Origin of the sequence: Ferrovibrio sp. (genome assembly GCF_046297595.1) — a bacterium.
Classification (GTDB): domain Bacteria; phylum Pseudomonadota; class Alphaproteobacteria; order Ferrovibrionales; family Ferrovibrionaceae; genus Ferrovibrio.
Map to the genome: position 1 here is coordinate 149,512 of NZ_JBKBHT010000001.1, position 12,710 is coordinate 162,221.

Consider the following 12,710-nt stretch of genomic DNA (forward strand, 5'->3'; position numbering starts at 1 on the left):
CGGCGGGTGCGGAATTCAAGTGCTGTTCTTCTGCGCGCTGCTGATGCTTGCGCCATATTTCTGCCGCAATGCGGCGGCGATGGAGTCCGAGTGGCGTGCCGAGATTCTGCATCATGTGAACGCGGCGCGCGCCGGTGCCGGCCTCGCGCCGCTCACCTGGAACAGCCGCCTCGCCGACGCGGCGACGCGTCATGCGGCCGACCTGCAATCCTGCGGCAAACTCGCCCATGACGGCTGCGACGGCAGCAACCTGCCGCAGCGCCTGGACCGCGTCGCCTATCGCTATCGTGCGGCGGCCGAGAATCTGGCGCTCTGCGCCTGCGATGCCGCTGGTGTGGTGCAATTGTGGCTGGGCAGCGAAGGCCACCGCCGCAACCTGCTCAATCCCGCTGTCACCGAACTCGGCGCCGACACGCGCGTGGACATCACCGATCCGCGCCGCGCGCTGTGGGTGCTGGTGCTGGGTCGGGAGTGATCGGCCCTAGGCCTGCCCAAACGCCAGCTTGAGCGCCACGCCCATTTCGGCCAGGGCCTGGTTGGCCTGCGGGATCGCCTTGCCCATCACCACGAAGCCGTGGATCTGGCCGGGGAATTCGCGGAAGGCCACGGGCACGCCGGCCTTTTTCAGCGCCATGGCATAGGCCTCGCCCTCGTCGCGCAGCGGATCATGGCCGGCCACCACCACATAGGCCGGCGGCAGGCCGGCCAGACTTTTGGCGCGCAGCGGCGAGGCGCGCCAGTCGTCGCGGTCGGCCTCGTTGTTCAGATACTGCAGCTGGAACCAGTCCATCGCCGAGCGCGTCAACAGATGGCCCTCGCCGAAGCGTTTATGCGAGTCCGTGGTCATGTGCATGTCGGTGGCCGGATAGATCAGCAGCTGGTAGACGATCTTCGGCACGCCGCTTTCGCCCGCCCTGGTCTTCTCGCGCACGGCGATGCAGACCACGGCCGCGAGATTGCCACCGGCGGAATCGCCGCCCACCGCGATGCGGGCCGGGTCGATGCGCAGGCGCTTGGCCTCTTCGGCCACCCACAGCAGGGCGGCATAGGCATCGTCCACCGCGCAGGGAAATTTGTTTTCCGGCCCCATGCGGTAATCGACCGAGACCACGGCGCAGCGCGCCTCGTTGGCCAGCGTGCGGCAGGCCACGTCATGGGTATCGAGGTCGCCGATCACCCAGCCGCCGCCGTGATAGAACACCACGGCCGGCAACGGTTCCTTCTTGTCCACGCCGGCCGGACGGTAATAGCGCAGCGGGATCGGCCCATGCGGACCGGGCGCCGCGATATTGTCGACCTCGGAAACCTCGGGCGGCGGCGGGGTCACGGCGCCGCGCGTATCCTTGTAGAGCTTGCGCGCGCCGGCTGCGCCCAGATCGGCATATTCCGGTCGGTTCGCCGCTTTCACGGCATCCAGCAGGGCCTTGGCTTCCGGGTCGAGCATGGCGAGGCGATCTTTCTTTTTGTGTCAGCCCGTCTTTTGTATCTGTATCAGCCCAGGGCGGGAAACAGGCCGCGCAATCCGTTGGCGAAGATTTGAACCGCAACGGCGGCCAGCAGCAAGCCGAAAATGCGGTTGAGGATGTTGAGCCCGGTGCGGCCGAGCCGGTCGCCGATGGGCTGCGCCAGCCGGAGCACCACCCAGATGCCGAAGCAGATCAGCGCCAGGATCGCCACGCTTAACCCCTTATGCTGCCAGCCGGCGCCGCGCTCCATGTAGATGATGGTGGCCGAGATCGAGCCGGGGCCGACCAGCAGCGGCATGGCGATCGGCACCACGCCCAGGGCCGAACGGTCCGTGGCCTCGCTGGCCTCCTCGGGCGTCTGCTGCTGCGGGCTGAGCTGCGCGTTGATCATGCTCAGCGCCATCAGGAACAGCACGATGCCGCCGCCGACCTGGAAGGCCGGCAGGCTGGCGCCCAGCAGGCGCAGGATCAGGTCGCCGGAAAAGCCGGCGATCACCAGGGCGGCAAAGACGGTCAGGGCGGCGGTGCGCGCGGTGGCCGAACGCTGGCCTGGCGAACGGCCGTCGGTCAGCAGCAGAAACAGCGGAATGGCCGCGAAGGGATCGAGGATCGAAAACAGCGTGACGCCGAAGCGGACATAATCGAGGCTGTCGAGCATGGCCGCTTCGCCGTCACATGATCAGGTGGACTTCTTTTCCGCGTCAGGCGCGACGACGCGGATATGCAGCTCGCGCAGCTGCTTCATCGTCACCTCGCTCGGCGCCTGCATCATCAGGTCCTGGGCCTGCTGGTTCATCGGGAACAGCACCACCTCGCGGATATTCGGCTCGTCGGCCAGCAGCATGACGATGCGGTCGATGCCCGGCGCGATGCCGCCATGGGGCGGGGCGCCGAACTTGAACGCGTTCAGCATGCCGCCGAACTTGCCTTCCACCACTTCCGGCCCGTAACCCGCGATCTCGAAGGCCTTGTACATGATCTCCGGACGATGGTTACGGATGGCGCCGGACGAAAGTTCCACGCCGTTGCAGACGATGTCGTACTGGTAGGCCAGGATATCCAGCGGATCCTTGGTGTTCAGCGCCTCCAGCCCGCCCTGCGGCATCGAGAAGGGGTTGTGGCTGAAATCGATCTTCTTGTCGTCCTCGTTATACTCGAACATCGGGAAATCGACGATCCAGCAGAACTTGAAGACATTCTTCTCGCAGATATCCAGCTCATCACCAATACGAATGCGCGCCTGGCCGGCCAGCTTGGCCGCCGGCAGCTCCTTGTCGCAGGCGAAGAAGATGGCGTCGCCATCCTTCACATTGCCGAGCTTTTTCAGCAGCGCGACGCGGTCGGCATCCAGGAACTTGGCGATCGGGCCTTTCGCTTCGCCATTGTCGAAGATGATGTAGCCCAGGCCAGCGGCGCCTTCCTGGCGCGCCCAGTCATTCATCTTGTCGAAGAAGCTGCGCGGACGGCCGGCCGCACCTGGCGCCGGGATGCCGCGCACGACCGCACCATTCTCGATGTTGCGGGCGAATACGCCAAAGCCCGAGCCGCGGAACACCTCGGTCACGTCGGCCAGGATGATCGGGTTGCGCAGGTCCGGCTTGTCCGAACCATATTTCAGCATCGCCTCGCGATAGGGAATGCGCGGGAAGTCCAGCGGGCCGCAATCGCGGCCGTTGGCGAATTCCTGGAACACGCCATGGATCACTGGGCCGACGGCGTTGAACACGTCGTCCTGCTCCACGAAGCTCATCTCGACATCGAGCTGGTAGAACTCGCCCGGGCTGCGGTCCTTGCGGGCATCCTCGTCGCGGAAGCAGGGCGCGATCTGGAAATAGCGGTCGAAGCCCGAGACCATGATCAGCTGCTTGAACTGCTGCGGCGCCTGCGGCAGGGCGTAGAAACGGCCCGGATGGATACGGCTGGGCACCAGGAAGTCGCGCGCGCCTTCCGGCGACGACGCCGTCAGGATCGGCGTCTGGAATTCCATGAAGCCCTGGTCGGTCATGCGCCGGCGGATCGACGAGATCACCTTGCTGCGCAGGATGATGTTGTTGTGCAGGCGTTCGCGGCGCAGGTCGAGGAAACGGTATTTCAGGCGGATGTCTTCGGGATATTCCTGCTCGCCGAACACCGGCATCGGCAGTTCCTGAGCCTCGCCCAGCACCTCGATGCTGGAGACCACCACTTCAACGCTGCCCGTGGGCAGGTTCGGGTTCACCGTCTCGGGCGTGCGGGCCACCACCTTGCCCACCGCGCTGATCACGTATTCCGAACGCAGGCCTTCCATCTGCCTGAAGGCATCCGAGCCGCTCTCGGCCACGATCTGGGTGATGCCGTAATGGTCGCGCAGGTCGATGAACAGCAGGTTGCCGTGGTCGCGCTTGCGGTGGACCCAGCCGGCCAGCTTGACCTCGGAACCGACCTCGGCCGGACGGAGCTGGCCACAGGTATGCGTACGATAACGGGACATCGGGGAATCCGTTGAAAAAGCAGTGGAAATCAAAGCGGGAACAGGCCCCGCCAGAGGCGGAAAGTCAAGGCCGATCCTAGGGGAAAATCGCCGCCCGGAACAGCCTGCGGGGTTGGGTCGCGGCCCCCGGCATGCTATGAGCCCCAACCATGCGTACCGACCCCGCCCCGAACACCGCCCCGATCACCGCCACCGACGAACTCAGCCGTTTCTGCGCCTCGCTGGCCACGGCCCCCTACGTGACCGTGGATACCGAGTTCATGCGGGAGACCACCTTCTGGCCCATGGTCTGCCTGATCCAGGTGGCCGGCCCCGAGGAAGCCCGGGCGATCGACCCGCTGGCCGAAGGCCTGTCGCTGGAACCGCTGTTCGAGCTGCTGCGCAACCGCGCCGTGCTGAAGGTGTTCCATGCCGCCCGGCAGGATCTGGAAATCTTCACCAAGCTGATGGGCGAAGTCCCCGCCCCGCTGTTCGACACCCAGGTCGCCGCCATGGTCTGCGGCTTCGGCGACCAGGTGTCGTACGAGCAGCTTGCCTCCAAGCTGGCCGGGGCGCAGATCGACAAATCCTCGCGCTTCACCGACTGGGCACGCCGCCCGCTGACCGACAAGCAGGTGCGCTACGCGCTGTCCGACGTGACGCATCTGCGCAAATGCTTCGACAAGCTGCGCGCGCGCCTGCTGAAGTCGGGCCGCGCCGACTGGCTGAACGAGGAAATGGCCCTGCTGGCCGATCCGGCCACCTATGAAATCCCGCCCGAGAATGCCTGGAAGCGGCTCAAGCCGCGCACCACCAAGCCGGAATACCTCGCCGTGCTGCAGGCCGCCGCCGCCTGGCGCGAGATCGAGGCGCGCAACCGCGACATCCCGCGCCAGCGCATCATCCGCGACGAGACCCTGATGGAAATCGCCGCCCATCCGCCGAAGGTGGCCGACGATCTGGAACGCATGCGCGGCCTGTCGAAAGGTTTCGCGGAAGGCAAGATGGGCGCCGGACTCCTAGCGGCCATCGCCGAGAAGCTGGCCAGTCCGCGCGAGACCTGGCCGGTGGTGGAAAAGGAAGCCGAGTTGCCGCGCGGCATCGGCCCGCTGGTCGAGCTGCTGAAGGTACTGCTGAAGATGAAATGCGACGATTTCGACGTCGCGCAGAAGCTGGTCGCCTCCTCCTCCGATCTCGACAAGATCGCCGCCGACGACAAAGCCGTCGTGCCCGCCCTGCAGGGCTGGCGCCGCGAGATTTTCGGCAACGATGCCCTGCGCCTGAAACACGGCGAACTGGCGCTGGCCGCCGAAGGCAACCGCATCAAGCTGGTCGAACTGAAGAAATAAGGCCTAGCGCTTCGCCACGCGCACTTCGCCGGCGCGGTTCAGCGCCTTGGCGAAGGCTTCCATGCGGCGCTGCACGGCCTCGCCGTCCAGGGCGGCATGCTGGGCCGGGATTTCCAGCACGATGCCGTTGCCGTTCGGCCGCAATTTGCAATCTGAAAGTATGCCCGGCACGCCGCCCGACAGGGTCTGGCCCAGCCGCATGGCCAGGCCGATGCGTTGGGCATAATCGATCTGCTCGGCATTCAGCATCTGCCAGGCCGGCGCAGCGGTGGGATCGCTGGCGGTGCCGACATAGCGCGTGAATACGATCAGGGCCAGCAGCGCGCGCTCGTCCTGGGTGATGGCCCCGAACGGTGCGTGCAGGATGATGCCCATCGACTGCTCGCCGCGATAATCGGGATGCACGCGCCAGGCCGTATCGGCCAGGATCGCTGCCGCCAGCCTGATGCGGGCACGGTCGGTCGGATCGCGGTCGAAAATCGGCGCGATGAAACGGTCGAGTTCGGCGCCATGCTCGGCGAAGCGGCTTTCGCGCTCGGCCATGTGCCGGCAATAGGCCAGCAGCGGATCTTCCGCGCGCTGCTTCTCGTTCAGCAGAGCATAGGCCAGACCCTCGCGCAGGCCATTGGCCGAAAACACCACGTCCTTGGGTTCCAGCGCCTTGATCACACGGCGCATCACCAGGGCGGCTAGCGGCAGCGCATCCTGGCGCCGGCGCGGCACGCCTTCCACGCGCAGCAGCGATTCCTTGCTCTGCTTGGCGATCAGGCGGGTGAAGTCGCTCGCCTCACCGCGCCCCAGCGTATACTGGTGAATGATGTGCAGCGGGCTGTGCTTCTGCGCCATGTGCACGCGGGCGATGGCGCGCCACGACCCGCCCACGGCATAAAGCGACCTGCCCTTCCATTTCTTCAGCCACTCGACGCCGGCAATCTTCTCGTCGATGAAGCTTTTGACCACGCCGTAATTGCCCAGATTGGCGATGCGCAGCGGGCCAAGCGGCAAGGTGACGCTGTCGCCCAGTTTGTTCCCGTCCAGCGACACCAGTTCCAGGCTGCCGCCGCCCAGGTCGCCCATCACACCACAGGCATCGGGAATACCCGAAAGGACGCCATAGGCCGAATAGGTCGCCTCTTCCTGTCCGCTCAGCACGCGCACGTTTTCGCCGGTGTCGCGTTCGATCTGCGCGACGAATTCGGCGCCGTTGCTGGCATCGCGCACGGCGGCCGTCGCCACGATCTGCAGTGAGCGCACCTCCATGTGACGCGCCAGCGTCACGAAGCGCCGGATCGCGCCTAACGCCTGCGCCGCACCATCGGCATCCAGCGCGCCGCTTTCGCTCAAGCCCCGGCCCAGGCCGCACAGCACCTTTTCATTGAACATGGCGGTCGGCAGGCGCAGCGGCTCGCCGAACACCACCAGACGCACCGAATTGGAGCCTACATCGATGACTCCGAACGGCAGCGGCGAAACCGCCTGCGAGGGGGCAACCTTACTGATTGTTTGCGCGACGGCCACTCTTGCCTACCAGGGTTTCGGCCGGCATCTCGCCCAGCCCGTCCTTGAGTTTGAGGCGCGGGATCGCCTCCGGTTTCTTCAGCGCCTTGCCACGGCCCGACAGGCTGGGATTGGTCATGAAATAGGTATGCGCGCTGAAGGCATCCGGCGCCTCGGAGGCGCGCAGATACTGGTCGTCGGCGCCGAGCCACCAGCTCTGCGCCTGGTCCTTCAGGTTGGCCACCATGATCTGGTCCATGATCTGCTCATGCACCGTCGCGTTCTCGATCGGGATCAGAACTTCCACGCGGCGGTCGAAGTTCCGCGGCATCCAGTCGGCCGAGGAGATGAAGATTTTCGCCTCCGGCGAAGGCAGCCCCTTGCCGCCACCGAAACAGACGATGCGCGAATGCTCCAGGAACCGCCCGATCAGGCTTTTCACCCGGATATTCTCCGACAGGCCCGGCACACCCGGCCGCAGGCAGCAGATGCCGCGCACGATCAGGTCGATCTGCACGCCGGCCTGGCTGGCCTGATACAGCGCGTCGATCACCACCGGATCGACCAGGCTGTTCATCTTGGCCCAGATCGCCGCCGGACGCCCCGCCTCGGCATGCTTGATTTCCTCGTTGATCAGCTCCAGCAGTCGCGGGCGCAGTGTGTAGGGCGAGATCGCCACCTTCTTCAGATTCTCCGGCGCGGCATAGCCGGTCAGGAAGTTGAACAGGCAGGTGGCGTCGTGGCCCAGGTCGTTGTCGTCGGTGAAGAAGCTGAGGTCGGTGTAGACCCGCGCCGTATAGGGGTGATAGTTGCCGGTGCCGAAATGCACATAGGTATTCAGGTGCCCGCTCTCGCGCCGCACCACCAGCGAAATCTTGGCGTGCGTCTTCAGCTCGATGAAGCCATAGACCACCTGCACGCCGACACGTTCCATGTCGCGCGCCCACTTGATGTTCGCAGCCTCGTCGAACCGCGCCTTCAGCTCGACCAGCGCGGTCACCGATTTGCCGGCTTCGGCGGCTTCGATCAGGGCGCGCACGATGGGGCTGTCGTCCGAGGTGCGGTACAACGTCTGCTTGATCGCCACCACATGGGGATCGGCCGCCGCCTGCCGCAGGAACTGCACCACCACGTCGAAACTTTCGTAGGGGTGGTGCACCACCAGGTCCTTGGCGCGGATGGCGGCGAAGCAGTCGCCGCCGAAATCGCGGATGCGCTCGGGGAAACGCGGCGAGAATGGCGGGAATTTCAGGTCCGGCAGGTCGTCAACGATCAGCCGCTTGGTATCGGCCAGGCCGAGGATGCCGTCCACTACGATCACCGCCTGCGGGCTGACTTCCAGTTCCTCGCACACGAAGCGGCGCAGATCTTCCGGCATGCCGGCATTGATCTTGAGGCGGATCACGGTGCCGCGGCGACGGCGTTTCAGCGCCGTCTCGAACAGCCGGACCAGATCCTCGGCCTCTTCCTCGATTTCGATATCGCTGTCGCGGGTGATGCGGAACAGGCCCGAGCCGAGGATTTCGTAGCCCGGGAACAGCTTGTTGAGGAACAGACCGACCAGGTTTTCCAGCGATACGAACCGGATGCCGTCGCCCGGCAGGCGGGTGAAGCGGTCGACCTGGCTCGGCAGCGGCAGCAGCGCGTTCAGACTGCGACCGTCACGAACCCGTCGCATTTGCATCACCATCGCGAAACCCAGATTCGGGATAAACGGGAAAGGATGGGCCGGATCGATCGCCAGCGGGGTCAGGACGGGAAACACATGGGCGAGGAAATAATCTTCCAGCCAGCGCCGGTCGTCGGCCGTGAGCTGCCCGGGCTGCAGCACATGGATGCCGGCCTCGGCCAGTTCGACGGTCAGCGAACCCCAGCAGGCCTGCTGGCGGTTCATCAGGTCGCCGGCGGCCTCGTTGATGCGGGCAAGCTGCTGGGCCGGCGTCAGGCCGTCCTGGCTGTGCTCCTCGATGCCGGCCTTGATCTGGCCATGCAGGCCGGCCACGCGCACCATGAAGAATTCGTCCAGGTTGTTGGCCGAGATCGAGAGGAAACGCAGGCGCTCCAGCAGCGGGTAGCGCTTGTTGTTGGCCTCTTCCATGACCCGCAGGTTGAAGGCCAGCCACGACAATTCGCGATTGATGAAGCGGTCGCGCGGGCTGACCGTGATCGGCGGGCGGCTGGGCAAAGCCACACCGCTGGTCGACGGGGTCTGGAGAATATCGGCCACTTGCTGCATATCAGATGCCTCTGTCGTTACCGGCCATCCGCCCGAACCCACCGCCGGTCGACGCCTTCGGGTATAGGTCTAACGGGGGTTTATGTCAAAGCGGCGACAGGTCGCGGCTACCCCGAAAAAATAGGATAAGTCCATGTTGCGTCTATGGCTTTTGCGCCATGCCAAATCCGCCTGGGACGACCCGGAACTGGACGACTTCGCCCGGCCCTTGAGCCCCCGGGGCAAAAAGGCCTGCCGCCTGCTGGCCCGCCATATGGCCGAGCGCAATATCAGCCCCGGCCTGGTGCTCTGCTCGCCCGCCACCCGCACGCGGCAGACCTGGGAACGGCTGCAAAAGCGCCTGAGCGGCGGCGCGCCCGACCGTATCCAGGCCCGCTTCGATCCCAGCCTCTATCTGGCCGAGCCCGCGGCCCTGCTGGCCCTCACCCGCGCCGCCCCCACCGATTGCCGCGAGCTGATGCTGATCGGCCATAATCCCGGGCTGGAGGAATTCGCCGCCAGCCTGTCGGGCAGCGCCGCCGGCGACGCGCTGGATCGCCTCGCTGAAAAATTCCCCACCGGGGGCCTGGCCGAGATCGTCTTCCCGGCCAAGGCCTGGGCCCAGGTCGCGCCCAAGGCGGGTTTCCTGGCCAGCTTCGTGGTGCCGGCGCAGCTTAAAGACGGGTAGGATGCCGCCATGGGCGACGTGCTGAATTTCAACAAGGCGCGCAAGACGCGCGAGCGCGACGAAGCGAAGGAACGCGCGGCGGAGAACCGTGCGAAATTCGGCCAGCCGAAGGCCACGCGCGAGAAGCAGAAAAAAGAAACCGCGCGCGCCGCGAAAGACCTCGACGGCAAGAAGCTGGATTAATCCGCTGCCTGCTCCAGCAGCCTGCGCGCCAGCGCCACGGTCACGGCGCGGCTTTCGGCCAAGGCGGCGGCATCCAGCGCCGCCACCCAGTGCCGCGCGGCATGGAACGAGCGCTCGATGCGCGGCACCAGGTATTTCACCACCTCTTCGCCCACGGCGAGCTGGCGGTCGGCAAACAGCTTGACCAGCACGGCGCCTAGCAATGCGTCGCCGGGTTCGGCGATGCCCTGCGCCGGCATCGCCTTCAGGCGCGACATCAGGTCGGGCAATGTGAACGGCCATTTTGCCGGCGGTGCGCTGCCGGTCAGCAGCAGGGAATGACCGCGTTCGCGCATCAGGTTGATGAGATGGAACAGCGCGGCAGGAGCGGCCACGCCGTCGGCATCGTCGACGCAGAGCGCGCCCTGCGCCAGGGCATCGACGCCGGCGGCGGTGACGGCATCGGCACCGACGATGCGTGCATTCGACTGCGTCGCCCAGATCTGCGCCAGATGGGTCTTGCCGCTGCCCGGCGGGCCGTAGAGCACGAGGATGCCGTTCGGCCAGTCGGGCCAGCGGTCGATCCAGGCGAGCGCATCGGCATTGCCGTCGGCGACGAGGAAATCCTCGCGCACCCACGAGGTCGGCAGGCTGAGGCCGAGACTGAGCTGCTTGTGCGCCATCAGATGCTACTCGGGTTTCTTCGGCGCGCCCGGTTTATACAGCCAGCTCTCGCGGTAGCGCTCCAGCGCGAAGCGGAACAGCACGCCGATCACGGCAAAAATCGGCACCGCCAGCAGGATGCCGACGAAGCCGAACAGGCTGCCGCCCGCCAGCAGCGCGAAGATGATCCACACCGGATGCAGGCCGACGCGGTCGCCGATCAGCACCGGATGCAGGAAGTTGCCCTCGATCACCTGGCCCAGGATGAACAACCCGGCCACCAGGCCGATCCACAGCGGATCGTCCCAGTATTGCGCCAGCGCCACGCCCACGCTGGTGACGAAACCCAAGGTCGTGCCGACATAGGGAATGAACGAGATCATGCCGGCGGTAATCCCGATGAACAGGCCGAACTGCAGGCCCAGCGCGGTGAGCCCGATGCCATAGAAGGCGGCAAGGCTGAGGCAGACCAGCAGCTGGCCGCGCACGAAGCCGGCCAGCACCTTGTCGATTTCGCCGGCCTGTTCGCGGATCGTGGCGGCATGATCCAGCGGCAGATAGGAATCAACCTTGCTCACCAGCCGGTCCCAGTCGCGCAGCAGGTAGAAGCTCACCACCGGCGTGATCACCATCAGCGACAGCAGGGTGAACACCGCCTGCCCGCCGCCCAGCAGGCCGGTGAGAATGCCGCCCAGCACCTTCATGATCTGCTCGCGGTTGCCGTTCAGCGCCGACTTGATATCCATGCTGAAGTCGAAACCCAGCCGCTCGGCCCAGCCCAGCAGCCAGGGCAGCACGCGCTCCTGGAACAGCGCGGCATATTCGGGCAGATGGGTGAGGAAGCGGTCGAACTGGTCGCGCACCAGCGGCACCAGCAGCACGAAGACCAGCCCCACCGCCACGAAGAACAGCGACAGGATCAGCAAGGTGGCGAGCCAGCGCGGCACGCGGCGGCGTTCCAGCCAGTCGGCGGCGGGATCGAGGAAATAGGCCACCGCCATGCCGGCCACGAAGGGCAGCAGGATGTCGCGCAGCACCAGGATCAGCGCCACAGCGACGATGAGGATGCCGCTCCAGGCGACCATCTGCTCGCGCCGTGTCATGGCTGGCGCCTCTGCATGGTCCAGTAGCCGTCCTGCTGCTGCAGCAGGATGTCGCGCTGCGCCAGCGCGGTGCCGAGCTGACCCGGCTCGCCGTAGTAATCGAGCAGCAGCTGGGCGTTGCGATGCGAGAGCTGCAGTACCTCCACCTTGCGCAGGGTCGGCACCGCGGCCAAAGCCGCGCGCAGCCTGGTCCATTCCGCCAGGCTGCCGAAGGCGGCCATGGCACTGATCTGGCCCTGCTTTTCCAGGTCGATCACGGTGGCGTATTTCCAGCGCGCCTCGATGCGGCGCGTCAGTTCGAGCGCTGCGGTCAGCAGCGTTTCTTCCTGCGTGCCGCCGGTGACCGTCATGGTCTCCAGTCCGTTCAGGAAGGCGGCCCCACCTTGATGATGCACATAGAGGTCGATGCGCATGTTGCCCGGATCGGCCTGCTGCAAGGTGGCAGTCAACACCAGGGCATCGTCGAAGCTGCCCTTGCGCATCATGCCCTGCAGCTCTTCGGGGCTGCCGAGCAGCCGCTCCAGCGACGGGCCGCCGCCATCGGGCGTGGCCGGCGCGATGCTCAGCGGCACCAGGCTGTCGCCTTCGGGCCGGCGCTGCCAGGCTTCGCGCCACGGATTGCCGGCCTCCCAGATGCGCACACCCTCCGCCGTCTGCCAGACCGGCACCACCAGCACCGGCCGGCTGGTCGTCTCGGAATACGGGATGCGCGCCTCCTGCAGCAGGCGGCGCACGGCGTCCGGCCGGAACTGCACGGTGATTTTTCCGATATAGCGCGTGGCCGAGGTGCGTTCCTCGTCGATGCCGAAACCGGCCACAGTGTCGTTCAGCAAGGCCTCGCTGGGGCGCGGCAGGCGGCCGTAATCCTCGGGCAGGGTCAGGCGGCGCAGCAGCTGGGCGAAGGCGCGGCGCTGCCCCTCGGCCAGCGCCAGCGGACGGGCGGCCGCCGCGCTCTCGGCGCTGGCATCCACCGCGATGCCGCGCACGCTGAACGGATCGGCCGGGCGCATCTGCTGGGTGGCGGCCTGAGTCACGCCCTGCGCCATGGCCGGCAGGCTGCCGCCCAGGCCCGCCACTGCGGCAAAAATCAAGAGAAAACAGGCCGTTAGCGGTCGCCG

12 protein-coding genes are annotated in these 12,710 nt (G+C 66.2%); 4 read left to right on the forward strand and 8 right to left on the reverse strand.

Annotation, left to right across the window (positions count from 1 at the left end; all coding sequences use genetic code 11):
• The first annotated feature begins 19 nt into the window (after positions 1-19).
• Positions 20-475, forward strand: a complete 456-nt coding sequence (locus tag ACK4FJ_RS00795) for a CAP domain-containing protein (RefSeq protein WP_409762547.1) — start codon at positions 20-22, stop codon at positions 473-475.
• Between the two features lie 6 nt (positions 476-481).
• Here the strand turns inward: ACK4FJ_RS00795 and ACK4FJ_RS00800 are convergent, their stop codons facing one another.
• From ACK4FJ_RS00800 to aspS, 3 genes are read right to left on the reverse strand one after another with little or no spacing between them, the layout of a single operon-like run.
• Positions 482-1,444, reverse strand: a complete 963-nt coding sequence (locus ACK4FJ_RS00800) for an alpha/beta hydrolase (RefSeq protein WP_409762550.1) — start codon at positions 1,442-1,444, stop codon at positions 482-484.
• A gap of 47 nt (positions 1,445-1,491) precedes the next feature.
• Positions 1,492-2,124 (reverse strand): MarC family protein, encoded by a 633-nt coding sequence (locus ACK4FJ_RS00805; RefSeq protein WP_409762553.1) that lies wholly within the window; start codon positions 2,122-2,124, stop codon positions 1,492-1,494.
• 21 nt (positions 2,125-2,145) lie between these two features.
• Entirely contained in the window at positions 2,146-3,936 is a 1,791-nt protein-coding gene (aspS, locus tag ACK4FJ_RS00810; protein WP_409762556.1) for an aspartate--tRNA ligase, read from the reverse strand.
• Between the two features lie 149 nt (positions 3,937-4,085).
• Between aspS and rnd the strand changes: the two genes are divergently transcribed.
• A complete protein-coding gene (gene rnd, locus ACK4FJ_RS00815; RefSeq protein WP_409762559.1) occupies positions 4,086-5,264 on the forward strand; it encodes a ribonuclease D in 1,179 nt (392 codons plus the stop codon).
• Positions 5,265-5,267: 3 nt separating this feature from the next.
• Here rnd and ACK4FJ_RS00820 read toward each other — a convergent pair whose 3' ends face one another.
• Positions 5,268-6,782, reverse strand: a complete 1,515-nt coding sequence (locus ACK4FJ_RS00820; RefSeq protein ID WP_409762561.1) for a hypothetical protein — start codon at positions 6,780-6,782, stop codon at positions 5,268-5,270.
• The gene (locus tag ACK4FJ_RS00825; protein WP_409762564.1) at positions 6,757-8,997 is read right to left on the reverse strand and encodes an RNA degradosome polyphosphate kinase; all 2,241 of its coding nucleotides are present in this window, start codon (positions 8,995-8,997) and stop codon (positions 6,757-6,759) included. The genes ACK4FJ_RS00820 and ACK4FJ_RS00825 overlap by 26 nt, the downstream gene beginning before the upstream one ends.
• A gap of 133 nt (positions 8,998-9,130) precedes the next feature.
• Here ACK4FJ_RS00825 and ACK4FJ_RS00830 point away from each other — a divergent pair, with 133 nt between their 5' ends.
• Entirely contained in the window at positions 9,131-9,664 is a 534-nt protein-coding gene (locus tag ACK4FJ_RS00830) for a SixA phosphatase family protein (RefSeq protein ID WP_409762567.1), read from the forward strand.
• 9 nt (positions 9,665-9,673) lie between these two features.
• Positions 9,674-9,847, forward strand: a complete 174-nt coding sequence (locus ACK4FJ_RS00835) for a DUF4169 family protein (RefSeq protein ID WP_409762570.1) — start codon at positions 9,674-9,676, stop codon at positions 9,845-9,847.
• Here ACK4FJ_RS00835 and ACK4FJ_RS00840 read toward each other — a convergent pair.
• The 3 genes from ACK4FJ_RS00840 to ACK4FJ_RS00850 are packed head-to-tail and all read right to left on the reverse strand — an operon-like array spanning position 9,844 to position 12,683.
• Positions 9,844-10,509 (reverse strand): HdaA/DnaA family protein, encoded by a 666-nt coding sequence (locus ACK4FJ_RS00840; RefSeq protein WP_409762573.1) that lies wholly within the window; start codon positions 10,507-10,509, stop codon positions 9,844-9,846. The genes ACK4FJ_RS00835 and ACK4FJ_RS00840 overlap by 4 nt on opposite strands.
• Positions 10,510-10,515: 6 nt before the next feature.
• Complete coding sequence (locus ACK4FJ_RS00845; protein ID WP_409762576.1) at positions 10,516-11,592, reverse strand: AI-2E family transporter; 1,077 nt, start codon at positions 11,590-11,592, stop codon at positions 10,516-10,518.
• Positions 11,589-12,683, reverse strand: a complete 1,095-nt coding sequence (locus tag ACK4FJ_RS00850) for a DUF2066 domain-containing protein (RefSeq protein WP_409762579.1) — start codon at positions 12,681-12,683, stop codon at positions 11,589-11,591. Before ACK4FJ_RS00850 ends, ACK4FJ_RS00845 begins: the two co-directional genes overlap by 4 nt.
• Positions 12,684-12,710 lie beyond the last annotated feature (27 nt).